Below are 24,887 nucleotides of genomic sequence, written 5' to 3'. Positions count from 1 at the left end.
TACTATAAATTGCCTACTTCGTGCAATTTATTATCAATTTGATGTAAAACTTCTTTTTTGGCATGCTCATCAATAATAAAGTCATATTGATCACCATCAATAGCCATTTTAGGTGAAGCATCATAATTTTCATACCATGGCTCATAATAATTAATTAGACGAGCATAGTAGTCTTTTAAACTGGGATCGGTACTTAATTGCTCAAATGATCTACCACGTTTTTCAATGCGTTTTAGCATCGTGTCAAGAGAAACGTGAATATAAATTAATAAGTCCGGTTTCTTACTTGGGTTACCAGGCGTATCTTCCAACATATTCTCAAGTAAACTATCGTAAATCTTAAATTCGGTTGGGTCAGCTACATTATTTTCGGCATTCATTCGGAAAAAAAGGGCATCTTCATAGATGGAACGATCAGATACACTATTTTTTTCTTGAATTGCCTGATTAATTTGTGCTAAACGATGATTGAGTAGATAAATATTAAGTAAAAAAGTATAGCGTTTCATGTCTTGGTAATATAGAGGTAAAACAGGATTGTTATCGACTCCTTCATAAAACGCTTGTGTACCCAAATGCTCAGCTAAAATACTAGTTAAACTGGATTTACCGGCTCCAATTGGCCCACTTAAAACAATAACTTGAATCACGTTCTTTCTTAAATACAATATATAGATTCATATCTAGTTTAATACGAGATATAGTGGTTAGACAAGCAAAAAATTAATTAAAATAATAATTTAAATGTCAAGTGTTTTTGTATAATACAGCTCAGAAAATACTAAAATACAGATAACTTGTATTTTGTTACACGTGAAACCTTAACTTGCTAAGCAATAAATTTTTAGACAAAAAAGTGATAAAACACGATTCAACCGAATTTAGTGATTTATCACTTTTTGTTAAGTAAAGTAGAATTAGTTAATTATAGTTAGTTAACTCTAGCTTTGGCTTCTTTTTTATCTTCTACTTTGTCCTGCACTTTATCAACTTGACCACCAATTTTTTCTTTAGCATCTTGAGCCGTACCGGTAATCTTGTCTTGCAAGCTAACCGAATCTTTCTCATGTTGTTCTTTAGTCTTTATATCAACTACCGTTACATTAACTTCAACAGTATCTAAGTCGGTCATTTCTTTAACTTTATCATGGATTTTTTGTTTGATTTGGTCATATAACTTAGAAATTTGAATACCATATTCAGCAACAATTTCAATGTCTACAGCTACTTGTTTTTTACCAACTTCAACATTGACCCCTGAGGTAACATCATCGTTATTAACAATTTTATCAGCTAAGTTTGAAAAGAAGCCACCGTTGACAGTTAAGAGTCCTTTTACGTCTGATAAAGCAATACCGATAATTTTTTGAATTACCTTAGTATCATAATTTAAATCGCCTTTTATTTCTTGTTTTGAATTAGTTTGTACCATAAATATCAGTTCCTTTCGGTAATTATCTGTTTTTTAAGTTTTTTAGTAAGGGCCAATAATGACCAACTAAAGCGCCGCAGACTAACATAACGATGACGAAAATAGTTTTGTAAAATCCCAGTCCTATAAAACAAAATGCTAGTAATAAACCGATTACTGCACCGCTTATTTCTGGGAGGTACTTTTCTAAATTTTCTTTCATTGCTTGCCTCCTTTATTGAACGCGCTGTTCTGGTTTATTAGAAGTGTGATAGTTTACAAATTTAATTTTAATCTTAGGTTTTTGATCAATCCCTAATAATAACTTGAGATTTTTGTTTAATTCTTCTAAATAATTGTCAAGCAAGGGAGCCATATTTTCACCTGCTCCAAGGTCGCCACTAATCTTAATTTTGATTTTACGATTAGTTAATCGTGAAACCACTTTTGGATTATTTAAATAAGGTAAATCATTTAAAGAATTGGCCACATAGCTATTAATAGCCTTGCTAGTTATTTTAACTTGACCATCTTTTTTATGAATCAAATTAAAGTATCGTTGTACAGGCCAGAACAAAATTATTATTAAACTAACAACTAGTACCAATAAAATAATGGCACTGATACCAATCAGGTACCAAGTAAAAATTGGGTTGAGCTTCCCTAAAGTAGGTAAGCTGATTTTTAAGTACTTTTGCCAAAAACCACTAGTATCCCAGAGAATAAATATTGGTAGCGGCATCATTAGCAAGAAGCATATGATCATAAACCATTTCTTAATTCGTTTCAACTTATCACCATCCTCTCTTAATCTAACCTAAGTATAATACATAATATTTTACTAGCATAGAAATATGCACTAATATGTATACAATTTTTGGTTAATATATTAAATAACATTATAATTAAATAATAAAAATCAATAATGTTAACGAATTCAGCTGATTTTGAACAAAATAAAAAGTATTAAAATAAAAAGGGCAAAGCTAAACTAACTGGTGCGGGAGCTATTTTACTGCTGACTAACTGAATTTAAACAACTTACTGTTTAAGACTAGATGTATCTGTTTAATTACTAAATAAAAAAACCTTCAGACAGTTTAGTCTAAAGGGTTTTAATTTCTTTTTTGATTTGCTTAATCTAAGTACTAATTGCGATATTTTTCATCTAATTTATTAGCAGCACTTTGGTCAATAATTAATGTTACATTTGGATGATTTTGCAAAATAGATGCAGGAACTTTTTCAGTTACTGGTCCTTCAATCATTTTTTGGACGGCATCAGCTTTATTTTCTCCAAACGCCATAATTACTATTTCTTTTGCACTCATAATATTAGCAATACCCATACAAATTGCTGACTTAGGAACGTCATCAATATTGCTAAAGAAACGAGAATTTGCCTGAATAGTATTTTCAGTTAATTGAACTTCATGTGTGATTGAATCAAATGCGGTTCCAGGTTCATTAAAAGCAATATGACCATTTTGACCTAAACCTAAAAGTTGAATATCAATTGGATTGTCTTCGATAATTTTATTGTAGTCAGCTGAAGCTTTTTGTGGATTGCTAATAGCTAAAATACCATCAGGTATATATGATTTCTTAAATGGCTTTTGTTTGAAAAGATGTTTTTGCATGAAATAGTGGTAACTTTGGTCACTTTTTTCATCTAAGCCAACATATTCATCAAGATTAATACTAATTAAGTTACTATTATCAAGTTGGCTATCAACCCATTCTTGATAAAGATTTTCCGGAGTGGAACCAGTTGCTAAACCAATAACTTTTGCTCCATTGCTAATGCTGTTTTTAAAAATTGCAAACGCTTGCTTACTAGCACTTGCTTTGTTGTCCTTAATAATTATTTTCATAAATAGGCCTCCCAAAAATATTAAGTTAATTATAAATTGGTATATGCCAATTTGTCAACTAGAGATAGGGCGGCTTTTTTTAAAATAATTAAAAAAGCCTTAATCAATATTCTTTCCAAATAGAACATTGATTAAGACTTAAAATATTTTATTCACTCCTTAAAGCAATGGCGGCATCTTTTTTGGCCGCTATGCGGGCAGGCAAGTGTCCGCCAAGCATCGTCAAAATGGTGGAAATACCAATTAAAACAAGAGCATGAATTGGATTAAGTTGAGCTACATTGGTCAAATCAGTGACGGAATAAAGTACACTGTTGATTGGGAAAATTAATAGACAGGCAATTACAATTCCCAAAATACCAGAAAAAATTCCCAAAATAAAGGTTTCAGCATCAAAAACACGAGTAATATCTTTTTTTCGTGCTCCAAGAGCTTTTAAAATCCCAATTTCTTTGGTTCTTTCTAAGACTGAAGTATAAGTTAATATTCCAATCATAATCATTGAAGTTACAAGTGAGATTGCAGCAAAAGCAATTAAAACAGCAGTAATTCCATTTAATAATCCGCCAGTCATAGTAGTTACTGCACTAGACATATCGGTATAATTGATTTTATCTTGTTTAGTTTTACCTTTATTCCAGTTATCTAAATAATTTAAGACCTTATTTTTTGCCTTAAAGTTATTAGGATAAATCATAATTCCAGCGGGAATTGTAGAACCACCAATTGCTTGCAATACCTGCTTTTTAGTGGTCTTATTCATATCTTGTCCTGTTAGCACATTCTGATTAGAGTTTTTTTGTGCTTTAACAATTGCTGAACTTTGGTTTTCTTTAATAACTTGCTGTGCTAGTTGGTCACTATAGGCAATACCATTTGCTAATAGTTCTAGTGAATCTTTATTTTTAGGTCGAATGACACCAGCGATTCGCAGTTTAAGCTTACTATTAGCATACATGGCTGAGTTTACCTTTTTGGGAATAAACATTCCTGTAGGCAATTTTTGATAGTAATCATCATTAGTAGCAATTCTAAATTCTCTACCAACTAATTGGCTAAGGTCAACTTTAGCTCCATTTTTGATGTTAAGACCTAAATTTTTTAGTACATTATCTATAATAGTATTCTGACTATCAACTACTAAAACTAAATCAGTTGCTGATTTGGGCCAAGTACCGGATAGTAAGTGATAGTTCTCTTTTAAAATATTGCCCTGACTTTTATCAAGTTCAGTAGGGAAAACGGTCGATCCCATAAAAGACATGCTGGCTGCTTGTGTTTGCATTTGTGAATATGCTTCAGTCATAGTTGAACCAGCTTCTAATGGTGAAAACTGCACACGCTTAACTTTGCCGTCAATTTTTCCTAAAAGGTTGAGGTTAACTCCAACTTGATAAGAGATGTTATTAGCATATTTAGGATTAATCCTTTTAATGTAGTTAATATAATCTAGTGTAATTTTGTTTTTGTGGGAACTTTGTTGCGCCTTATCTTTTCTAGCAGTTATATAACCTCGATTTTTAGCAACGTTCTTAGAGTTTTTTTCTTGCGCAAAACTATCAAAATTAGCAGCACTTTGTGTAATTGTTACAGGATATTTGGCTAATGCTTTGCTCATAGTTGTATCAATCTGTTTTTGAAAACCATTAGACAAAGCTAACACTATTGCAATAGAAATAATACCAATACTTGAAGCAAAAGCAGTTAGAGCAGTTCGCCCTTTTTTAGTCATAATATTAGTAAAGCTAAGTTTAATAGCATTCCAATATGACATTTTAGTCCGTTTTAAGTTAAAAGTATCAACTTCATTTGCTGGCTTAAAGTCATTTGAATCGTTCAAAATTTTGCCATCTTGAAAATTAACGATTCTAGTTGCATATTTCTTTGCAAGTTCGGGGTTATGCGTGACCATAACCACTAAGCGATCTTGAGATAACTGCTTGATTAATTGCATAATTTGCTCAGACGTTTCAGTGTCAAGAGCTCCGGTTGGTTCATCACATAGTAGAATGTCTGGGTCATTAGCTAAGGCTCTTGCAATCGCTACACGTTGCATTTGACCGCCAGATAATTGATTAGGACTCTTTGCTACTTGATCCTTTAATCCCACCTTGGTTAAAGCATCGAGTGCTTTTTGATGACGCTTTGAGGCAGGAACACCAGACAAGTTCATACCTAATTCAACATTAGCAATAATTGATAAGTGAGCCACCAAATTATAATTTTGAAAAATAAAGCCGACCGAATTGTTACGATATGCGTCCCAATCAGTTTCAGTGAAATTTTTAGTGGATTTTCCATTTATAATTAAGTCACCACTATCGTAGCGATCAAGGCCACCAATTACATTTAACATTGTAGTTTTTCCAGAACCACTTGGTCCTAAAATAGCGACAAATTCTTGATTACGAAAAGAAATAGAAACATCATCAAGGGCATGAGTGACAGTATCACCCACATGATAAGATTTACGTAATTGCCTTAATTGAAGCATAGTTAACTCCTTTATACCTTTATTAATTAATAGGCGTAAGTTTAACATATATAAGAGATTAAAGCCATAATGATGAAGTATTATTATAAATAATTTAATTATGTCTTGCATTATAAGTCAACTTTTTAGCACATATTATTAAGTAAGTTAACAAAGGCGAAAATTAGGAAGAGTACTGTAATTAAGGCAATAATAATTAGATGGCGTTTTTTATTAATTAGTAAAATACCAGCAAATTCGCGCATTATTGCATTAGGCAGAAAATAGAATCTAGTATAACAACCAACTCCATTTGCATTTAATCCGGTCGCTTTAGCATCTAGGCCAGCGCGAAAAATATGATAGTTATTACTGAAAAATTTAGCACGATAATGATTATTACCAAAATCGGCTGTCGCAACTGCCTGCGAAAATTGCATATTTTGATAAGTATTTTTTGATTTCGTTTCAAGTAAAATATATTTTGAATCAACACCATGAAGAATAGCATAAGCTTTCATTGCCTCTGCTTCAGTAATTTCTTCATCATTGCCTTTTCCACCAGACATAATAAATTTTGGTGATTGATGGCCCTTGGCTACTTGCTTTTGAGCAAACTGGATTGCCCGATTAATTCGTGCAGCTAACAGCGGGGGCACTGTTTTACCATTTTTTAAGCCTGAGCCTAGAACAATGAGATAATCTTGATTATACTGACGTGGGACTATTTGATATAGTAGAAGATTAACTAAGAAATTATAAGCTACCAGTAGTAAATAGAGGATAATTGCGGTTGGAGCGTATAAAAATATTTTAAGCCATGTAGGTATCAGTCTAAAAGCTCCAGATAGAAATATTACCCAGGAAATAAAAATTGCAATTCCCAGAAAAAATGTTAATAAATTTGCTAGGGTATGGCTTTCATGCCGCCAAACAAGATAGGCATTCCATAAGAAAAAGAGCCAAGAAAAGGAGGCGGTTGCTATAAGCAATAAAATAAAGATTAATATTATAATTTCATAGGAGATTATCAACTGTCTTAACTTAGTTGCAACTATAATAGTAGATAACCAAATGATTAATAGAATAAGAAAAAGGCTAAAAAGCAAGCCATTAATTAAATTACGTGGTTCTTTTAACCAAGAAAACAAAAATAATCCCAATGAAATTAATACAATTATCGAGAGGTACATAAATGTACGATTTTCACTAAATATTTCAAAAAATTGAAGCATAACTCTCACCTTAACTATAAAAAGATAAATTTGTTGAATAATGTATAAAAAGCAGTTAGGAAAACATGGCAGTTCATTAATAGGTTGAAAAAGGATATTATAAATAAAATTATATGTTTCTGGTATACTGTAGCTTGATTATATATAATAGTCTACTAGAACTCTTATACTTAGTAAGGAGTAAACAAGTGAAAAAAGCAACAATTTTTAAAAATATCATCATTTTATTTGTAAGTTTCCTATTATATTCAATAGTACAATTATTATATTTTTATCCAACTAAAGTACAAAATATTCTAAAAATAAGTTCTACTGGCTTTGTTGTCCTAGTAATAATAGTAACAGTTTTGGCAATATTATTGCTAATTTATCTTTATCATAAGCAATTAGCAGAAGAAAATGATTGGGATTTTAATTATCGTCCGCATTGGAGTATCCGGCGACTAGCAATTGCAATCATAGGTTTTGTCTTGCTGACATTGGCAAGTTTTCTAATTCCTAATCTATTAGGAATCAATGTTAATACTACTTCAGATAATCAAATGGAGCTTAATAGAATTTCACGTCTAGCAGGCAACTTTTTTGTTCCAATGGTAGTTATTATTGCTCCAATATTTGAAGAAACCATATTTAGAGGAATGTTTTTTAATACCTTTTTTGTCAAAGAGACAGTATTAAATAAATGGTTAGGAATCATTATAAGCGGCTTTGCTTTTGGCTATGTGCATAATCCGGCTTTTAGTCCATTTTTGCTTGTTTATTGGTCATTGGGGTGTGTACTAGGTTGGGTTTATATAACCACAAAAGATATGCGTTATTCAATGCTGTCGCACATGCTTTATAATGCATTGGGCTTTCTTGTTTAATGCTTAAAGTTTGAATTATTAAATATTAACCAGATAAAAAACGAATCATTTGATTCGTTTTTTGTCTAGTTAAAATATTTTACTTTTCAGTAATTAGTCCCGTTTGTTTTGGATTTTTAGGTGTAGTTTTTGCCAACAGGGCCAAGCTAATTGAAATCATATCTACTACTTCTTGCAAAATTGCTCCCAAAAAAGCGGGAATAATGCCAGTAAAGGCAATAAGCTCAATAATAATTACAATGGTTATCGCAGCTAAAACATCAATATTAGCAACTTTCATAGTATGTTTTGCAATGGCCACGGCATCATTAATCTTAGATAAATCATTAACCATGATAATGGCATCTGCACTTTCACTAGCGGCTGAGGCACCTTTTGCGCCCATCGCAATACCAACATCAGCTGCCGTTAAACTGGGGGCATCGTTAATCCCATCGCCAGTCATGACCACTGGACGTTTATCTTGAGTTACTTTTTTAATTGCTTCAATTTTTTGCACCGGTAGTAAATCATAACGGATATCTTCAATCCCGACTTCTTTACCAATTCTAGCTGCTACATCCTGATGATCACCAGTTAGCATCATCATCTGGGCTCCAGTTTGCCGTTTTAATCGTTCAATTGTAGTGGCACTTTCTGCTCTAACTTGATCTTTAAAAGTGATGTAACCAGCATATTGGTTGTCAATTGAAATATAAATGGCAGTTGCATTAACAGCTTGAATTTTTTGCTCGGAACTAACGAAATTTAATTTACCTACTTTAACTAAGTGTTGCTCGACAATTCCGCTAATCCCCTGACTGGTTGTTTCTTTAATATTAGTGGCGGGCTTTAAAAGTTGCTTGTTTGTAGCACTCACTAGTGAATTAGCAATAATATGAGTTGATTGTTGTTCGATGCTTGTTGCATAACTTAAGATGGTTTCTTTACTAAAGCTTGAAGTATTAGTGGCAGGAACTATTTCATCAATTACCAATTGGTTTTCAGTTAAAGTACCGGTTTTATCAAAAGCAAAAGTTTTGGCCTCAGCTAACTTTTCAATGGTTGGTCCAGACTTAACAATAATGTGGTGTTTAGACATTGAACTCATACCTGAAATCAAGGCTACTGGTGCGGCAATTAATAAGGGACAAGGCGATGCTACGACCATGACTTCGGCGAAATTAACTGGATTACCTGAATGAATCCAAGCAGCAATTCCAATTACTAAGGAAATAATTGTAAACGGAACCGCATAGCGGTCAGCCATTTTAACAAATTTGGCTGGCTGAGATTGGGATGTTTTGACTAGGGAAACAATAGTCTGGTATTCTGAATCACTTGCTTTTTTGGTTACAACCATTTCAACGGCAGTGTTACCATTAATAGATCCAGACATTAATTCATCACCAATTTTTTTATTAATCGGTACTGATTCGCCGGTAAGTGATGACTGATCAAAACTGGATTCACCTGTAACTACTTTTCCATCAACTGGTACTTGTTCGCCAGGCTTAATTAAAACATGATCATTAATTTTAAGCTGGTTAACATCAACTGAAAGTAGTTTTTGGTTGACAATCTTATTAGCTGTTGTGGGCGAATTGTTTAAAAGCGAGCGCAGCTCTTTGTCGGCCTGACCGGTGGCATAATCTTCTAAAGTTTCGCCACCAGTCATCATAATTAAAATCATCCACTCGGCCCAATAGTCACCGATTAAAATCGTGGATATAACTGCAATAACGGCTAAAATATCTACACCATAGCGTCCAGATTTAAAGTCGACAACAATTTCACTAAGTAAGGAAATGGTCATCATTATTCCTACAAGATCAATTAAAATAGCTTGAATTGTAAATTGTAAATTACCAATTTGAAATAAGCTATTGGTGTGTAACCCGAATTGACAAATAAGACTAATGAGACCAATAAGTAGTACTAGTATAAATTTCCACTGCTTTTTAAAACTCATTATTTGTTCTGCCTCCGTATAAAAAAATAATATGTATTTTATTTTAACATTAACTTACTTTTTTTATTACACGAATGATTAGGTTATAGAAAACAATGAATTTAATAAAAAGAAAGCGTTATAGCTTTCTTAAATCAATAATCATATAATTTGATAATTTTATTTGAACTGGCTCTTTTGATTGAGGTAGGTGACTTTTTTACACTTTGCTTTTGCGGGGAAGGATTAGTTTCAACTTGAAAAATTTTGGCGCGATTAAGTGAATCAATCAAGTCAGCAAAAGACATCGTAACAAAATTATCATTGTCACCATGATCGTCAGTTTCAGAAAAATAGTGGTTTATTTTATTAATTCCTTCAAGTGAAAAATGTTCTTCATGAGCTAAATCAAGCAATAGGGCGTGAAGTCTAGTAGCTGAAACTAATTCGTGTTGTAAAATTTCAAAAATCCATCCAAAATTATTATCGATAATTTTAAATTCTTTGGCAATTTTGTCTTTATAAAAGACATCAGTAATTATTACTTTTTCAGAGAAATTATCGCACTTTTGGTTAATTTTTTTTAATTGAGTGACTAGTTGCTTTTTTTCTGATAAAGATAATTCTTGCTCACGAGGATATGCTAAATTGTCAATAATAGCATCAATTAAAGTTTTTAATTGCTCAGAAATTATTTTATTTACCATAATTAGTATCCTTCTTTTAACACAAAGCAATCTCTAATTTTTAATTAATATAAACAAGACATTTTTTAAGACTTAAGAATATAACTTATTCCAAGTTAAGTATAACTCAAAAGAGTGTGGATAATAAAAAAATTTTTATAATACTATTTACTATAATAAAGTACATAATAGTTGTGCTATATATTGAATATTGCTCTTTGAAAACCGATAAATAAATATTTTTCATTTCTTTATGATTTTATATTCTTTTTCTAGATTATGAGTAATGTAATTGAAAGCTTTAATCCATTTGCGCCGAGTTAATAGACCTTGAAAAATATCATGATTATCGACAACTGGGAGAAAGGGATTGTCAATTAATAAATGAAGTTGGGATTCTAAAGTTGATTCTGAAAGATTAATTTTATCGAAATTGGTTTCCATTACATCACGAACTTTAAGGCTATTTAAGGGCTCGCTAGTTATTTCATGAGTTCCCATCATTGTAGCAGTAATCATGGCTAAACTGATTAGGCCAACCACGTGATTTTCCTGATCTAGTACGGGAATCTTAGCATATTTTACTCTCGTTAAAATTAAAAAAGCATGGTAGAGCGGATTATTAGCCTGAACAAAGGCAATTTTTGCTACCGGAATAATAAAAGTGTCGGTTTTTTCTGCTAATAGCTGTTTGATTGTGGGCGAAAACACCTGGGACAGCCCCTTTCACTAAAATTAAGCAAAATAAAGAAAAAGACCCGCAAAACATGCGGGTCGGTTAGTTTTCATCTACTTTGAAGGAGTAAGAATGAATGAAATAAAAAGTGGGAGTATGTAGCAAGTTTTACTAACTTACTACTCTATAAATAATATTCCTTAATTATAAAGTAAAGGTAGAAAATGTCTTATAAATTAGTAAAGATTTCCTTTAGAAGTCATAAAGGAAATAGAAAAACCCACGCAATACACGTGAGTTGAAAGGGATAGATATGAAAATGACCTGTAAAGTCATTCCGTTTTTCATTACATTATACTTGGAGGAGTATGAATGAAAAACATAAAAGTTGAGTGTAACATGGTAACGTTTCTCAGCATCACCATATCAACACTTAGTATAACTATAAAATGTGAAAAAAGTATGACGAATTCATAAATAAAGGAATTTTTCATTTGATGTAAAATTGTTTATTGAAGAACACATTGTTATAATTATCTTTATTCTATTGAATGTATTAAGGAGAAAGATGAAAAAACAAAAATATCGCAATCGAATTACTTTTTGGTTACGTGTCTCAGGCTGGTTATGTTTATTACCGGCTTCAGTTTGGTTATGGCTTTATAGGATGGCAAGCTGGTCGAGTTATTCTTCGTTCTTTTTAATTGAGTTGATTGTGACCGTTACATTTGCCGTTTTTATTCTGACAACTGCTACGAGTAAAGGGTGGTTGAAACGAAAAAATTTAGTAAGTCTATTGACATTTGCTATTTTGTTTTTATCAATTATTGTCTTTATCCCACTAGTCTTTTCTTATAATGCTTGTAGTAAATTTAATAAAGAACAATAAGTTTGCTAAACTATATTTAGATTTAGTAAAAAAATGATAAAATTTTAAGCAGTTCATTGACAGTAGTAATACAGTGGTAATACAGTGAAGACATATAATAATATTTTCGGGATTTATTAAGATTTAGAGAGATAAAGATTTATGCTAAAAAAAGGAAATGATTCACGCAGTAAACAAATAGGTAAGTTTGTTCTCACGACACTTATTTATTGTGCTATTTTAATGACACTAATTTATCTATATCAATATAGTGGTCTAACGTCGGTTCACTTTATTTATAACGAATTCTAAGGTGGTATCATTATGATTAATGATGTAATTAAAAAAATTGATAAAATTGCTACAATTGAACCCAACCGAATTGCTTATGATTATTTAAGTAAAACTAATACTTATGGTGATTTAAAAAGGCGCTCAGATGCGTGGGCACATAAAATAATTTCATTAAATCTTCCGACTGATAGTCCAATTATGGTATGGGGCGGACAAGACTTTGAAATGATTGCTAGTTTTTTGGGCTGTGTCAAAGCAGGGCATGCCTATATTCCAATTGCTAGTTATTCTAATGCGGAACGAATAGCAATGATTCAAGAAGTTGCTAAGGCAAAAGTTATTTTGGCGATTGATGCACTTCCGGAAATTAATTTAACAGGTTTGCAGGTTATTAAACCTAGTGAAGTAATGGATGGTACCTTTGAGATTGATTCACAAAATTTTGTGGCAGGTGATGCTAATTTTTACATTATCTTTACTTCTGGTACCAGTGGCTTACCTAAGGGGGTTCAGATTAGTCATAACAATCTACTAAGTTTCATCAATTGGGAAATGACCGACTTTGCTCTACCTGATTATCCTAGTTTCTTATCGCAAGCGCCTTATTCATTTGATCTTTCAGTTATGAGTCTTTATCCAGCCTTAGTTAGCGGTGGTAAGTTAGTGGTCTTGCCACATGATGTAACAGAGAATTTTGCCCAGTTATTCTTAACTTTACCTAAATTAAAGTTTAATGTTTGGGTGTCAACCCCGTCATTTGCCCAAATGTGTTTTCTTGATAAAACATTTGATGAGAAACATCATCCTGAAATGACACATTTCCTATTTTGTGGCGAAGAATTACCTCATGGCGAAGCTTTGATGCTTAAGCAAAAGTTCCCTCATGCTAAAATTTTTAATACTTATGGTCCAACTGAGACTACAGTTGCGGTGACACAAGTAGAGATTACTGATGAAATATTGAACAAATATGATCGCTTACCAATCGGACGTGCTAAAGCTGATACTAAAATTACCATTGATGAAACAAAGGGTGACCATAATCAAGGTGAAATTATCATTGAAGGACCAAGTACTTCTAAAGGATATATGAATAACTCGGAAAAGACTGCTAAGGCATTTTTCAAAAAGCCGGGTGCAAAGTATATGAGTCATAAATCTGGCGATGAGGGTTTCCTAGATAATGGAATGCTATTTTATCGTGGGCGAATTGACTTTCAAATTAAATTTAATGGCTATCGGATTGAATTAGAAGAAATTAATCATTACATAGGTAAGAATGAGTTTGTTGATTATGGAGTAGTAGCTCCTAAGTATGGTAAGGATCATACGGTTAAGCAACTTGTAGCTGAAATCAAACTAAAAGATGGTATTAAAGAACGTTATTCAGAAGCTGAAATTACTAAAGCAATACGTGCTGATTTAGCTAAAAATTTGATGCCATACATGATTCCACAGCGATTTGTTTACCGTGAAACTTTACCAATTTCCCAGAATGGAAAAGTTGATATTAAAGCTGTAATTAAGGAGGTTAATGAGTAGTGAATTTTAACTTCATAAACTTACAGCCTTACACTAATCCGCAATACTTTGTGTATTTAATGATTGGCCTAGTACCAATTATTATTGGCTTATATCATGGTCATCGCTTAAAAATCTGTGAAGTAGCATTTTCATTAGTTTTTTTATTTCTTATTTTTGATGGAGATAAGTGGCAACAAGGGGTTAATTTAATTATTTACCTATTGTTTCAATTATTAGTGAGCTATTGGTATCTGCATTATCGCCAAAATGGTAAGAATAAGACATGGGCTTTTTACTTAGCGGTTGTTTTAGCTATTTTACCACTAGTTTTAGTTAAATTTCAGATTGCTTTTCCTAAAGCACCAATTCCTGGTGTCTTAGCTTTCTTAGGTATCTCATATATTACCTTTAAGACAGTACAGGTTATTATGGAAATACGTGATGGTGCGATTAAAGAACTTGATTTGAGTACCTATCTACGATTTCTGCTTTTCTTTCCCACTTTTTCATCTGGTCCAATTGATCGTTACCGCAGATTTGCTAAGGAATGCAATGTTGCCCCTAAGCGTGACCAATATCTGGTTGATTTAGAGATAGCAACAAGAAATCTTTTTCAAGGCTTTCTTTATAAATTTGTTTTAGGCTGGTTTTTTGGAACCTATTGGTTGCCTAAGATTTCTAAAGCTGCTTTAATTGCAGGTGCAGCTAATGGTGGTCTGAAATTTTCTTGGTGGCTAGTAGCCTATATGTACTGCTATAGTATGTATCTATTTTTTGATTTTGCGGGGTACTCCCTGTTTGCAGTTTCCATTTCTAATTTCATGGGAATTCATACACCAGTAAACTTTAATAAGCCTTTTATTTCGCAAAATATTAAAGAATTCTGGAATCGGTGGCATATGACGCTGTCATTCTGGTTCCGTGACTACATTTACATGCGTTTTACGTTTTTTGCCATGAAGAAAAAGCTGTTTAAGAATCCGATTAGATTGTCACAAGCTGCATACTTGTTATTATTCTTGACAATGGGCTTTTGGCATGGCTTAACCTGGTATTATATTGTTTATGGTTTATTCCATGCAATAGCTATTATTATTAATGATTGCTGGCTTAGATATAAAAAGAAACACAAGGAGCAAATTCCGTCTAATAAGTTTACGAAATGGTTGGCAATTTTTGTAACGTTTAATATTGTTTGTTTTAGTTTTTTGATTTTTTCAGGCTTCCTTAGTGAATTATGGTTTGGTTGGAAGTAAGAAAGTAATCTAATTTAAGAGGTTTTATTATGAATATTGAAAAAGAAGTTTTAGACATTTTGCAAGATTTAACTGGTGAAGATTTATCAGAAAGAATGGATGAAGATATTTTTGCAAATGGCTTAATGGATTCAATGGCTAGTGTTCAGATGCTCTTGAATTTGCAAGAGAAGTTTGCAATTGATGTACCAGTTTCTGAATTTGATAGGAATGAATGGAACACGCCAAGTAAGATTGTTTCAAAGGTGGAAAATTCAAAAAATGAGTAATAAACGCCGACTGTGGCAAATTTTTGGCCCGGTTCTTTGCGCTTTTATCCTGCTGTTAGTCATTTTTTTAATACCTTGGGAAAGAACATTTTCTAAGGATGCTATCTATCAAGCAGCTAATTCGCAGACAACTACTATTTTCAAAGGATCACGAATGAAGCAGAATGCCTTTGATGATGGCTACGTCCCTTTTTATGGTTCTAGTGAATTATCACGGCTTGATCCACTCCATCCGAGCGTTTTGGCTGAGAAATATCACCGCAATTATCGCCCATTTTTATTGGGGGGACCTGGGAGCCAATCATTAGCTCAATTTCTAGGGATGCAAGGTACTGCTAAACAATTAAAGAATAAAAAGGCGGTAGTGATTATTTCACCCCAATGGTTTACCAAGATTGGTCAAGATCCAGATGCTTTTTCTTTGTATTATTCACCATTGCAAGCTTGTAATTTTTTATTAGGAATTAAGAAAACTAGTGTTTCTAATCGTTATGCTGCCAAACGGTTCTTGCAAATGCCAGAAACAAAGGGTGTTATTAAATCTGGTATGAAAACAATTGCAAATGGTCAGAGTTTAACAAGTACGCAACGTTTTCTCCTTGAAAATCAGCGACGGATGCTAAACAATGAGGACAAGTTTTTCAGTACATTTCAGCTACGTGATCGTATCCAAAAGATTAATGGTCATGCTAAATTATTGCCTAATACATACTCGATTAAGGCGCTTGACCAAATAGCTAAGCAACAGGCTGCTATTAATACTAATTCAAATAGCTTTGGCATTAATAACAAATTTTACAAAATGCGTTTAAACAAACGGGCCTTAGCTAAATTAAAAGATAGCCAGCGTGATTTTAATTATACAAAATCAGTTGAATATAGTGACTTTGAATTGATGTTGCACCAATTTGCTAAACAACATACAAATGTTTTGTTCATTATTCCACCAATAAATCAAAAGTGGGCTGATTATACTGGACTATCTGAGTCAATGTATCAAAAATCAGTTAATAAAATTAAGTATCAATTAAACAGCCAAGGCTTCGATAAGATAGAAGATTTATCCAAACGTGGTTCGGAAAAATATTTTATGGAAGATACCATTCATATTGGTTGGCGTGGATGGGTTGCTGTTGATCAAGCGGTTAAGCCATTTATGAATCAGAAAAATGAACCGTATAATTATAATATGCGTAATTATTTCTATACTAAAAAATGGCAAAACAAGCCAGGAATGATTAAGACAACGGACAAATATCCTGCAGTTGAAAATCGAAAAGCAGCTTTAAAAGAAAAATAGTGCGCCAGCAAATTGATGCCTTAAAAATTAAGGGATCAGTTCTTGTCATTAAAGACAATAAGATTCTACTTGATTATGCTACAAATAATGCAACTGACACTAGTTATTTAATTAATTCTGTTCAAAAGTCAATGACTGCAGCATTAGTAATGCGGCTTGTTCAAACTGGTAAATTAAGTTTGCAAGATCCACTTAGTAAATTTTATCCAGCAATCCCTGGTTCAAAGAAAATTAAATTAGCAAATCTAATTTCAATGACTGCAGGGTTAAGTTTACGGCCTGGTAGTCAATTAGGAAGTAGAACTTTTAAATCTGATCAAGCAAATCTTGAACATAATATTGCAAAAACAATTTTTGTACCGAAAATGTTAGGGAAATGGTATTACAGTTCACTTAATTATATATATTTGTGCGGTATTTTATCCCAAGTAACGGGAAAAAGTTATGAAAAATTATTTCGTGATACTTATATTAAGCCATTGAAATTGAAGCACACTGAATTTTTATGGGCTAAGTCGGCTCAACTGTTAAATACTGGATTTATTCCTGGCAAAGTTTATAAAAAAGGTAGATATGTTTTAGTCAAAGCTAAAACTGCTTTAAGTGATGCACACAATGAACTGGGAGCTGGATCAATAGTAATGTCTAATCATGATTTAGCTAAAGTAATTCATTATTTGCTTGCGGGAAAATTCTTGTCGAGTAAAAGTCGAAAGTTACTTTATCAAGCCGGTTCGCCGAGTTTTTATAATGGTGGTTTTTATAACAATAGTAAATTTAAAATAGCTAATGGGGCAGGAGAAGGCTATTATACCTTTTTACGTAGTACCAAAGATGGTAAAACGATGCTAATTATTCAGTCAGATAGAACGCGAATGGGACAATTTGCATCTTTAAAGCCACAAATTGATAAAATTATGAAGTCTTTAATTGACTAATAGATATTTGTATAGGCTGTGCTTGTCTTGTTTTTTAAGTAATTGCATGCTAGAATTTTGTTGTGCCGTTAGCGAAAAGAATAATTTATTCATTTTCTACGGTAGCGAAAATGATATTTCTTTTTATGTGGTCAGTGCTGACGGTATAAACACTGTGTGAGCTTAGTTCCGATGTTGGTGGAATTAAGCTCTTTGTATATTCTTTGCTAATAATCACTTGTTTAGGTTAAAATTAACTTATTAGAAGAGTTGTGTGGAGGAAAATATGAACAGATTAGAAATAAAAGCAGAAGCTAAAAAAGAGCTTCGTGGTAATTGGGGTTGGGCCGCCTGTATTGGTCTAATTATAGTAATCTTAAATGGCTTAATTTTTGGCTATAATATGAAAGATAATATTGGTAATTTTCAAGGTAATAATGTTGTTGAAATAGTAAGACCGTATGTTACGAATGGCACCTTTTTTTTAGGTACTGGATTGGGCTTTTTTAGCGGTTTTTTCATGTTAAGTATGGCTAATTACCTTCTTACATTTATCTAGAGGATATAAGCACAATTTGTTTAAAGCTGTTTTTTCGGTCTTTACTGACAACCGTTTTATTCCAGAATTTTTAAATTATTTGTGTAGTTATGTGTTTCAAATTTTATGGACACTTTTACTTGTTGTCCCAGGTATTATTAAAAGTTATTCTTATGCTTTAACTCCGTATATTGTGAGCGACTTGGTTGAAAGTGGTAAAGAAGTTCATGCTACGACTGGAATTACTGAAAGTCGTCGGTTGATGGTGGGACACAAATGGCAATTATTTGTTTTAGACTTAAGCTTTTTGGGCTGGTATTTAATAGGTTTACTTACTTTGGGCATAGGACTTATTTGGATAGTTCCATATGTTCAAACAACCAGAGCTAATTTTTATCGTCAATTGGCTGGAGATCAATTTAATTAATATTTCATTAAAGCATATAAAGGACAACTACTTTATATGCTTTTTATTTATAGTTGGGAAATCATTAAAAACTAAAAAGAGATTGAGTAAGAAGATATTATGTCTTTATAGTTATTCAATCATTATTAGCACTTGCTTACGTAACCTGTTAGTAAGTGCTTTTTATTTATCTAAATGGATAAAAAAGACTATCAAAAATACCGTTTTATCACATATGTGTTTTTGCAATAATTATCACGTAAATTAATGAAAGCGCTTTTTGATAATTTTACAATTGTTGCATAAAGGAGAAATAAAGATGGAAAATCCAGCAATAAATGTTAATTCAGAAATTGGCAAATTAAAAACAGTATTGTTGAAACGTCCAGGTGCTGAAGTTGAAAATATTACTCCTGACACAATGGAGAATCTGTTGTTTGATGACATCCCATACTTGAAAATTGCCCAAGAAGAACATGATTATTTTGCTGAAACCTTAAGAAAGAATGGGGTTGAGACCCTATATATTGATGACTTAGCGGTTGAAGCATTAGGTCAAAGTTCAAAAATTCGCCAAGAGTTTATTAAGCAATACCTTAGTGAACATGGTTATGAAGCGGGTGTAACACATGAGGTCTTGCAAGAATATCTTAATAGTTTTGACTTGCATGATATGGTAACTAAGCTTTATAGCGGTATTCGTCGTAATGAAATTGATTTGGATTTAAAAAATGAAACCCTACACGATTTGGCAGGTAGTGATGCTAATGACCCATTTCTACTCGATCCCCTACCTAATGCATATTTTACAAGGGATCCACAGGCCTCTATAGGTTTAGGAATTACTATTAATCATATGACTTTTAAAGCTCGTCAGCCTGAATCATTATTTACTGAATTTGTGATGAAATATCATCCCCGTTTTGCAGGTCATGTTAATGTTTGGCGCGATCGTAACCATAGTACCCGAATTGAGGGTGGGGATGAATTGGTATTAAACAATCATGTTTTAGCAATTGGTGTTTCACAAAGAACATCATCTAAATCAATTGAAGGTTTGGCACAAGAATTATTTACTAATAATGATAGTCACTTTGATACAGTAGTAGCGATTGAAATCCCACATAATCACGCCATGATGCACCTTGATACGGTATTTACGATGGTCAATAAAGACCAGTTTACTGTTTTTCCAGGAATTATGGATGAAGCCGGGAAAATGAATATTTTTGTTATGACCCCAGATGAAAACGGCAAAATCAAGATGGAACATCACACTGATTTAGGGGAAACATTAAAACAAGTCCTCCATCTATCAGAATTAGATTTGATTATGACTGGTAATGCTGATGATATTGTTGCCCCACGTGAGCAATGGAATGATGGCTCCAATACTTTAACTATCGCCCCAGGTGAAGTAGTTACTTATAACCGTAATTATGTAAGTAATGAAATGTTACGTGAACACGATATTCTGGTGCATGAAGTTATTTCAAGTGAACTTTCAAGAGGTCGTGGTGGTCCGCGTTGTATGTCTCAACCTCTGTGGCGTGAAGACTTATAAAAAATTAAATAAATAAAAGGAAGAAATAAAATGGCTATTAATTCAGTATTTCAAGGACGTTCACTATTAGCAGAAAAGGATTTCACTCCAGCAGAAATTCAATATTTAATTGACTTAGGGCTACACTTAAAGACCTTACAGCAAAAAAATATTCCGCATCATTATTTAGAAGGAAAAAATATTGCTTTATTATTTGAAAAAACATCAACTAGAACGCGTTCAGCGTTTACTACCGCAGCAATTGAATTAGGTGCACATCCTGAGTATTTAGGAGCTAATGATATTCAATTAGGAAAAAAGGAATCCGTTGAGGATACTGCAATTGTTTTAGGCAAAATGTTTGATGGTATTGAATTTAGAGGTTTCAAACAAACAGACGTCGAAGAATTAGCAAAATATTCTGGTGTTCCAGTTTGGAATGGTTTGACTGATCAATGGCATCCAACCCAAATGATTGCCGATTTTATGACAATTAAAGAAAACTTTGGTCATTTGCGAGGTTTGACACTGGCCTTTGTTGGTGATGGTCGCAATAATATGGCTAATTCTTTATTAGTAACTGGTGCAATGCTCGGTGTCAATATTCATATTGTGGCACCAGAAGAATTACACCCAACTCAAGAAGTTGTTGATTTAGCAAATAAATTTGCTGCGGAATCAGGTGCTAACTTATTGGTAACGGCTGATATTGATGAAGGTGTTAAAGGGGCTAATGTTATTTACACTGATGTTTGGGTTTCAATGGGTGAGTCTGATTGGGAAAATCGGGTGAAATTACTTAAACCATATCAAGTTAATATGGAAATGATGAACAAAACAGGCATGGATGACGATAATTTAATTTTTATGCATTGCTTGCCAGCTTTTCATGACACTAACACAGAATATGGTCAAGATGTTAAAGAACAGTATGGTATTACCGAAATGGAAGTTACCGATGAAGTCTTTCGTAGCAAGTACGCTCGCCAATGGGATGAAGCCGAAAACCGAAAACATTCAATTAAAGCGATTATGGCAGCAACCTTAGGCAATATGTTTATTCCAGCTGTACCAGAGCTTGAAAAGGCAGGCCACTAGTCATGACTGATTCCAAAGAGCAAGGGATAGCTCTGCCAGCTCTAGTTGCTTTAGTTGTTAGTTCAGCAATTGGTTCAGGAATTTTTGATTTACCATCGACTTTAGCACAAGCGGCTACACCGGGGGCAGCACTTTTAGCTTGGGTAATTACTGGTATCGGTATTTTAACATTGTCTTTAAGTTTAAATAATTTAGTTTTGACTAAACCGGACTTAACTGGAGTATCAGACTATGCTCGTGCAGGTTTTGGTGATTTTGCTGGATTTATTTCTGGCTGGGGTTATTGGCTGTCAGCTTGGCTTGGTAATGTGGCATTTGCAACGATGCTAATGTCTTCATTAGGTTATTTCTTCCCACCATTAAAGTCAGGTAATAGTATTAGTGCAATTATTGTTGCCTCAATTATTTCCTGGGCACTAACAATTTTAGTTACTCAGGGAATTGAATCAGCCGCAGTTATTAATGCGATTGTTACTATAACTAAAATGATTCCAATTTTTGCATTTATTGTAATTGCACTTATTACTTTTAAGGCAGGTATTTTTACAAGTCATTTTTGGGCCAATATGTCTACCAATCTTATGGGTAAAGTGACGTATACTGCACCAACAAGAGCTGGCATTTTTAACCAAATTAAAGGCTGCATTATGGTTATGATGTGGGTGTTTGTTGGTATTGAGGGCGCTACAACAATGGCTGCTCGTGCCAAGAAAAAGTCAGATGCAGGTAAAGCAACAATTATTGGTTTGTTTTCTTTATTAAGTATTTATATAGTTGTTTCTATTTTACCATATGGCTATTTGCCGCTTGCTAAATTACAAACAATGCGGCATCCTGTTTTGCTTTATCTATTTAAGGAAATGACGGGACCAATTGGCGGTGCATTTATTGCAGTTGGCTTGATTATTTCCATATTAGGTGCCTGGTTATCTTGGACAATGTTACCAGTTGAAGCTACTTCATTAATGGCTGAACAAGGTTTACTACCAAATTGGTTTGGTAAATTGAATAAACACAGGGCCCCAGCTAATTCTCTTTGGTTAACTGAAATTTTAATTCAACTATTTTTAATTACATTGCTTTTTACAGACCAAGCATACAACTTTGCTTACTCCTTATGTACATCTTCAATTGCTGTTTGTTATGTATTGGTTGGCGCATATGAATTGAAATTAGGTTTAGAGAACAGACAGCAGAGCATGATTTGGTGTGGTCTCATTGCTTTAGTTTTTGAAGTTGTGGAGATGATCTTTGCGGGGTTGCAATATCTGTGGCTGTGTACCATTGCCTATGTGATTGGTTTTGTTTTATATTACCGTGCTCGCAAAGAAAATAATCACCCAATTAGTAAGATTGAATGGATTTTTATGATTATTATTGGTTTTTTAGCTTTAACTGCAATTATTGCACTTATTCTAGGTAAGCTAAAAGCGTAGAAAGGAAAGTATGAAAAGAATTGTTGTTGCATTGGGAGGCAATGCCATCTTAACCGATGATCCGTCAGCACAAGCCCAACAAGCCGCCTTAATGAAGACAGCGGATTACCTAACGGAGTTTATTGCTAAAGGAGATATACAATTAGTCATCACTCATGGTAACGGCCCGCAAGTGGGCAATCTATTATTACAAGAACTTGCAGGTAGTACCAAAAGCAATCCAGCTATGCCATTAGATACAGTTGGCGCTATGACGCAAGGCGAAATTGGCTTATGGCTGGCCAATGCCTTAAACATATGTGCAAAAAGGCGACAATTATCATTAAATGTTGCAACAATGTTAACTAGAATAGTTGTTGATGAACATGATAAGGCATTTGCACATCCTTCAAAGCCAATTGGACCATTTTATAATGAAGAAGAAGTGGCAGAAATTGAAAAAGAACACTCTGATTGGCAAATTGTTGAAGATGCTGGTCGCGGCTTTAGAAGAGTGGTTCCCTCACCTAAACCAATTAGTGTTATAGAAGCCCAAGCAATTAATACTTTGGTAGATAATGATGTGACTTTAATTGCTGGTGGTGGTGGTGGTGTTCCCGTTGTTAAAGCGGGAGCTGAAGTTCATGGTATTGAAGCAGTAATTGATAAAGATTTTTCAGCAGCAAAATTAGCTGAACTAGTTGATGCTGATGAATTAATAATTTTAACTGCTGTAAAATATGTAACTTTAAATTATCAACAGCCAAACCAAAAAGACTTGCATGAAGTTCGCGTATCCCAAATGAAAGAATATTTAGCAGATAATCAATTTGCAAGCGGATCAATGAAACCAAAAGTTGAAGCTGCTATTTCATACGCAGAGTCAACCGGTCATAAAGCTATTATTACATCATTAGATAATGTTTCTTCTTATTTAAAAGATGGTGATGGAACAGTAATTGTTCCAGATTAAGAAAAAATTACCGAACAGTTACTTGATAGAGCTATTTAATTACCTATTTGCAGATAGTAAATTTATATAAGAAAAAATTTATATATTAATTAGTTAAATAGGAGAACGATAAATATGCTTGAAAAATTTATGCATGAGTGGTTATACGTTTCAGATTATGATGTGCCGGTAGCTGATAATGGTTTTGATGGGCGTGCTAAAATCAATGGCGTTGACCTAGATATAAAATATATTGCTGTAGTAGCCTCAAGTGAATATAACAATTTGCCTGAATGGCGATTAGCATTTAATTTAGATAAAAGTAAACGCGTATATGTTATGCGGCAAAATAAGGAAAAAAATTTTTTAACTAATTTACCTAAAAACATTTTTATTGGTATTGGTAGACCACATTTTGACTTGTCGGGCAGTATTAAAGAAGCACTGTTTGCTTTAACATTAACGAATAAGTTTGATGCCACTGTTTATTATGATGAAGTGGCAAATATGGCTAATATCATGCATTCAACCTTAGATTATCCAGCTATCCGAAAAAAGCTAAGTCAAATTGATGAAGATACACAACTAACCCTATGGCTGTATGCCAAAGATCAAGTATCTATGTCGTCACTGGCTAATATTTTAATGGTTCACCCCAAGACTGTAGAATATCGTTTACAGAAAATTAAAACAGTGACTGAACTAGACCCACATAAGGGCATCGATTTATTAACCTTAATAGTAGCATTTTTAAAGGAAAGAACTGATAAATTGCGGATACTTGAAACTGAATTGCAGAGTTTTTCAAATCATATGTTGCCAAGAGATATAACAACCTCTTTAAGTATTAAGTAACTGTCTAAGCGATTTTTATTAATATCATAAACTAGATTTAAATTTAATAATAAAAGTCTCCTTAAGAATTCAAATATCCTAGTGTTAAACACTAGGATATTTTTATTTTATCCAAAAAAGTAGGAAATTTCCTGCTTGGCTTGCTTAGTTAAAGCTTATTTAAATCATCAATGTTGCTTTGAAATAATTTATTTGAATAGCTTGATTCACTTTCATCGGCTTGCTTCAAAGCTTCCTTGACCTGTGTTGAACTTAGGTGATTAACTAAGTATGCTTTAAGAGCTCTATTAGTTAATTCATCCAAACTAAGATCATTAAGATCGAGATATTTTTTAATCAACATTTCTACATTGGTTGATAATTCGATTTTTTTCTTACTCATTTTTTCACCTTCTAGAAGTTACAGCTATTATAACATTTTGAGTAAAATGACTGTTAAAAAATAAATAAGAACTATACGTAAAATTTGCTGGCTTAGAATAAGTGGCGTATTATTTTGTC

The 24,887-nt window shown here is 33.0% G+C and carries 26 protein-coding genes; 15 read left to right on the top strand and 11 right to left on the bottom strand.

The annotated features are described in order from the left end of the window. Positions 1–2: 2 nt before the first annotated feature. The 7 genes from F5ESL0233_RS07920 to F5ESL0233_RS07890 all read right to left on the bottom strand — a co-directional run bounded on the left by F5ESL0233_RS07920 (position 3) and on the right by F5ESL0233_RS07890 (position 6,993). Positions 3–650 carry a deoxynucleoside kinase gene (locus F5ESL0233_RS07920; protein ID WP_090093334.1) on the bottom strand — a complete coding sequence of 216 codons (648 nt, stop codon included), beginning with the start codon at positions 648–650 and terminating at the stop codon, positions 3–5. A gap of 281 nt (positions 651–931) precedes the next feature. Further along, positions 932–1,432, bottom strand: a complete 501-nt coding sequence (locus F5ESL0233_RS07915) for an Asp23/Gls24 family envelope stress response protein (RefSeq protein WP_090093335.1) — start codon at positions 1,430–1,432, stop codon at positions 932–934. 22 nt (positions 1,433–1,454) lie between these two features. After that, a complete protein-coding gene (locus tag F5ESL0233_RS07910) occupies positions 1,455–1,634 on the bottom strand; it encodes a DUF2273 domain-containing protein (RefSeq protein WP_090093337.1) in 180 nt (59 codons plus the stop codon). A 12-nt stretch (positions 1,635–1,646) separates the two neighbouring features. Then, entirely contained in the window at positions 1,647–2,201 is a 555-nt protein-coding gene (amaP, locus tag F5ESL0233_RS07905) for an alkaline shock response membrane anchor protein AmaP (protein WP_122059616.1), read from the bottom strand. Positions 2,202–2,559: 358 nt separating this feature from the next. Further along, entirely contained in the window at positions 2,560–3,285 is a 726-nt protein-coding gene (locus F5ESL0233_RS07900) for a glucosamine-6-phosphate deaminase (RefSeq protein WP_122059614.1), read from the bottom strand. A 148-nt stretch (positions 3,286–3,433) separates the two neighbouring features. Continuing rightward, positions 3,434–5,779 (bottom strand): ABC transporter ATP-binding protein/permease, encoded by a 2,346-nt coding sequence (locus F5ESL0233_RS07895; RefSeq protein WP_122059613.1) that lies wholly within the window; start codon positions 5,777–5,779, stop codon positions 3,434–3,436. 125 nt (positions 5,780–5,904) lie between these two features. Further along, complete coding sequence (locus tag F5ESL0233_RS07890; RefSeq protein WP_122059611.1) at positions 5,905–6,993, bottom strand: YdcF family protein; 1,089 nt, start codon at positions 6,991–6,993, stop codon at positions 5,905–5,907. Positions 6,994–7,181: 188 nt separating this feature from the next. Here F5ESL0233_RS07890 and F5ESL0233_RS07885 point away from each other — a divergent pair, with 188 nt between their 5' ends. Then, a complete protein-coding gene (locus F5ESL0233_RS07885) occupies positions 7,182–7,859 on the top strand; it encodes a CPBP family intramembrane glutamic endopeptidase (RefSeq protein WP_233554985.1) in 678 nt (225 codons plus the stop codon). A 79-nt stretch (positions 7,860–7,938) separates the two neighbouring features. On the opposite strand, the gene F5ESL0233_RS07880 is transcribed toward F5ESL0233_RS07885, so the two are convergent. From F5ESL0233_RS07880 to cbpB, 3 genes are all read right to left on the bottom strand, one after another. Beyond that, positions 7,939–9,810, bottom strand: a complete 1,872-nt coding sequence (locus tag F5ESL0233_RS07880; protein ID WP_122059607.1) for a heavy metal translocating P-type ATPase — start codon at positions 9,808–9,810, stop codon at positions 7,939–7,941. A 134-nt stretch (positions 9,811–9,944) separates the two neighbouring features. After that, entirely contained in the window at positions 9,945–10,496 is a 552-nt protein-coding gene (locus tag F5ESL0233_RS07875; RefSeq protein ID WP_090093348.1) for a hypothetical protein, read from the bottom strand. Positions 10,497–10,718: 222 nt separating this feature from the next. Continuing rightward, positions 10,719–11,186 (bottom strand): cyclic-di-AMP-binding protein CbpB, encoded by a 468-nt coding sequence (gene cbpB / locus F5ESL0233_RS07870; RefSeq protein WP_122059605.1) that lies wholly within the window; start codon positions 11,184–11,186, stop codon positions 10,719–10,721. Between the two features lie 533 nt (positions 11,187–11,719). Between cbpB and F5ESL0233_RS07865 the strand changes: the two genes are divergently transcribed. The 14 genes from F5ESL0233_RS07865 (at position 11,720) to F5ESL0233_RS07805 (ending at position 24,386) form a co-directional block, all read left to right on the top strand. After that, positions 11,720–12,040: a hypothetical protein gene (locus F5ESL0233_RS07865; RefSeq protein ID WP_090093352.1), complete on the top strand. Its 321-nt coding sequence runs from the start codon at positions 11,720–11,722 to the stop codon at positions 12,038–12,040. 141 nt (positions 12,041–12,181) lie between these two features. Further along, entirely contained in the window at positions 12,182–12,331 is a 150-nt protein-coding gene (locus F5ESL0233_RS07860; RefSeq protein ID WP_090093353.1) for a teichoic acid D-Ala incorporation-associated protein DltX, read from the top strand. A gap of 12 nt (positions 12,332–12,343) precedes the next feature. Then, entirely contained in the window at positions 12,344–13,855 is a 1,512-nt protein-coding gene (gene dltA / locus F5ESL0233_RS07855) for a D-alanine--poly(phosphoribitol) ligase subunit DltA (protein WP_122059604.1), read from the top strand. Then, a complete protein-coding gene (gene dltB / locus F5ESL0233_RS07850) occupies positions 13,855–15,093 on the top strand; it encodes a D-alanyl-lipoteichoic acid biosynthesis protein DltB (RefSeq protein WP_122059602.1) in 1,239 nt (412 codons plus the stop codon). Before dltA ends, dltB begins: the two co-directional genes overlap by 1 nt. 29 nt (positions 15,094–15,122) lie before the next feature. After that, positions 15,123–15,362, top strand: a complete 240-nt coding sequence (dltC, locus tag F5ESL0233_RS07845) for a D-alanine--poly(phosphoribitol) ligase subunit DltC (RefSeq protein WP_090093358.1) — start codon at positions 15,123–15,125, stop codon at positions 15,360–15,362. Next, positions 15,355–16,662, top strand: coding sequence for a D-alanyl-lipoteichoic acid biosynthesis protein DltD (gene dltD / locus F5ESL0233_RS07840; protein ID WP_122059600.1), 1,308 nt, complete (start codon positions 15,355–15,357; stop codon positions 16,660–16,662). Before dltC ends, dltD begins: the two co-directional genes overlap by 8 nt. Beyond that, positions 16,662–17,600 (top strand): serine hydrolase, encoded by a 939-nt coding sequence (locus F5ESL0233_RS07835; RefSeq protein WP_118898189.1) that lies wholly within the window; start codon positions 16,662–16,664, stop codon positions 17,598–17,600. Before dltD ends, F5ESL0233_RS07835 begins: the two co-directional genes overlap by 1 nt. A gap of 265 nt (positions 17,601–17,865) precedes the next feature. Further along, complete coding sequence (locus F5ESL0233_RS08425; protein ID WP_233554984.1) at positions 17,866–18,138, top strand: hypothetical protein; 273 nt, start codon at positions 17,866–17,868, stop codon at positions 18,136–18,138. 16 nt (positions 18,139–18,154) lie between these two features. After that, positions 18,155–18,544 carry a DUF975 family protein gene (locus tag F5ESL0233_RS08420; protein WP_233554983.1) on the top strand — a complete coding sequence of 130 codons (390 nt, stop codon included), beginning with the start codon at positions 18,155–18,157 and terminating at the stop codon, positions 18,542–18,544. Positions 18,545–18,842: 298 nt separating this feature from the next. Continuing rightward, positions 18,843–20,087 (top strand): arginine deiminase, encoded by a 1,245-nt coding sequence (gene arcA / locus F5ESL0233_RS07825; protein WP_122059598.1) that lies wholly within the window; start codon positions 18,843–18,845, stop codon positions 20,085–20,087. Between the two features lie 30 nt (positions 20,088–20,117). Further along, a complete protein-coding gene (gene argF, locus F5ESL0233_RS07820; protein WP_090093366.1) occupies positions 20,118–21,164 on the top strand; it encodes an ornithine carbamoyltransferase in 1,047 nt (348 codons plus the stop codon). A 2-nt stretch (positions 21,165–21,166) separates the two neighbouring features. After that, complete coding sequence (arcD, locus tag F5ESL0233_RS07815; protein ID WP_122059596.1) at positions 21,167–22,600, top strand: arginine-ornithine antiporter; 1,434 nt, start codon at positions 21,167–21,169, stop codon at positions 22,598–22,600. 10 nt (positions 22,601–22,610) lie between these two features. Further along, positions 22,611–23,552 carry a carbamate kinase gene (gene arcC / locus F5ESL0233_RS07810; protein ID WP_122059594.1) on the top strand — a complete coding sequence of 314 codons (942 nt, stop codon included), beginning with the start codon at positions 22,611–22,613 and terminating at the stop codon, positions 23,550–23,552. A gap of 114 nt (positions 23,553–23,666) precedes the next feature. Next, positions 23,667–24,386 carry a helix-turn-helix domain-containing protein gene (locus tag F5ESL0233_RS07805; protein ID WP_090093371.1) on the top strand — a complete coding sequence of 240 codons (720 nt, stop codon included), beginning with the start codon at positions 23,667–23,669 and terminating at the stop codon, positions 24,384–24,386. Positions 24,387–24,534: 148 nt separating this feature from the next. Here F5ESL0233_RS07805 and F5ESL0233_RS07800 read toward each other — a convergent pair whose 3' ends face one another. Next, positions 24,535–24,768 carry a hypothetical protein gene (locus F5ESL0233_RS07800; protein ID WP_090093372.1) on the bottom strand — a complete coding sequence of 78 codons (234 nt, stop codon included), beginning with the start codon at positions 24,766–24,768 and terminating at the stop codon, positions 24,535–24,537. Positions 24,769–24,887: the final 119 nt, after the last annotated feature.

Source organism: Lactobacillus sp. ESL0233 (assembly GCF_003692995.1).
Taxonomy (GTDB): Bacteria; Bacillota; Bacilli; order Lactobacillales; family Lactobacillaceae; genus Lactobacillus; species Lactobacillus bombicola.
Note: the sequence above shows the minus strand (reverse complement) of the source record. Positions and strands in the feature narration are given on the sequence as shown.

What these genes read in the sequence shown, in the direction of transcription:
- F5ESL0233_RS07875 (WP_090093348.1), bottom strand. Translation starts at nt 10,496, where the DNA reads ATGGTAAATAAAATAATTTCTGAGCAATTAAAAACTTTAATTGATGCT.
- argF (WP_090093366.1), top strand. Translation starts at nt 20,118, where the DNA reads ATGGCTATTAATTCAGTATTTCAAGGACGTTCACTATTAGCAGAAAAG.
- F5ESL0233_RS07880 (WP_122059607.1), bottom strand. Translation starts at nt 9,810, where the DNA reads ATGAGTTTTAAAAAGCAGTGGAAATTTATACTAGTACTACTTATTGGT.
- F5ESL0233_RS07890 (WP_122059611.1), bottom strand. Translation starts at nt 6,993, where the DNA reads ATGCTTCAATTTTTTGAAATATTTAGTGAAAATCGTACATTTATGTAC.
- F5ESL0233_RS08425 (WP_233554984.1), top strand. Translation starts at nt 17,866, where the DNA reads ATGAACAGATTAGAAATAAAAGCAGAAGCTAAAAAAGAGCTTCGTGGT.
- arcD (WP_122059596.1), top strand. Translation starts at nt 21,167, where the DNA reads ATGACTGATTCCAAAGAGCAAGGGATAGCTCTGCCAGCTCTAGTTGCT.
- F5ESL0233_RS07915 (WP_090093335.1), bottom strand. Translation starts at nt 1,432, where the DNA reads ATGGTACAAACTAATTCAAAACAAGAAATAAAAGGCGATTTAAATTAT.
- arcA (WP_122059598.1), top strand. Translation starts at nt 18,843, where the DNA reads ATGGAAAATCCAGCAATAAATGTTAATTCAGAAATTGGCAAATTAAAA.
- F5ESL0233_RS07910 (WP_090093337.1), bottom strand. Translation starts at nt 1,634, where the DNA reads ATGAAAGAAAATTTAGAAAAGTACCTCCCAGAAATAAGCGGTGCAGTA.
- arcC (WP_122059594.1), top strand. Translation starts at nt 22,611, where the DNA reads ATGAAAAGAATTGTTGTTGCATTGGGAGGCAATGCCATCTTAACCGAT.
- dltD (WP_122059600.1), top strand. Translation starts at nt 15,355, where the DNA reads ATGAGTAATAAACGCCGACTGTGGCAAATTTTTGGCCCGGTTCTTTGC.
- dltC (WP_090093358.1), top strand. Translation starts at nt 15,123, where the DNA reads ATGAATATTGAAAAAGAAGTTTTAGACATTTTGCAAGATTTAACTGGT.
- F5ESL0233_RS07865 (WP_090093352.1), top strand. Translation starts at nt 11,720, where the DNA reads ATGAAAAAACAAAAATATCGCAATCGAATTACTTTTTGGTTACGTGTC.
- F5ESL0233_RS07895 (WP_122059613.1), bottom strand. Translation starts at nt 5,779, where the DNA reads ATGCTTCAATTAAGGCAATTACGTAAATCTTATCATGTGGGTGATACT.
- F5ESL0233_RS07900 (WP_122059614.1), bottom strand. Translation starts at nt 3,285, where the DNA reads ATGAAAATAATTATTAAGGACAACAAAGCAAGTGCTAGTAAGCAAGCG.
- F5ESL0233_RS07860 (WP_090093353.1), top strand. Translation starts at nt 12,182, where the DNA reads ATGCTAAAAAAAGGAAATGATTCACGCAGTAAACAAATAGGTAAGTTT.
- F5ESL0233_RS07800 (WP_090093372.1), bottom strand. Translation starts at nt 24,768, where the DNA reads ATGAGTAAGAAAAAAATCGAATTATCAACCAATGTAGAAATGTTGATT.
- F5ESL0233_RS07805 (WP_090093371.1), top strand. Translation starts at nt 23,667, where the DNA reads ATGCTTGAAAAATTTATGCATGAGTGGTTATACGTTTCAGATTATGAT.
- dltA (WP_122059604.1), top strand. Translation starts at nt 12,344, where the DNA reads ATGATTAATGATGTAATTAAAAAAATTGATAAAATTGCTACAATTGAA.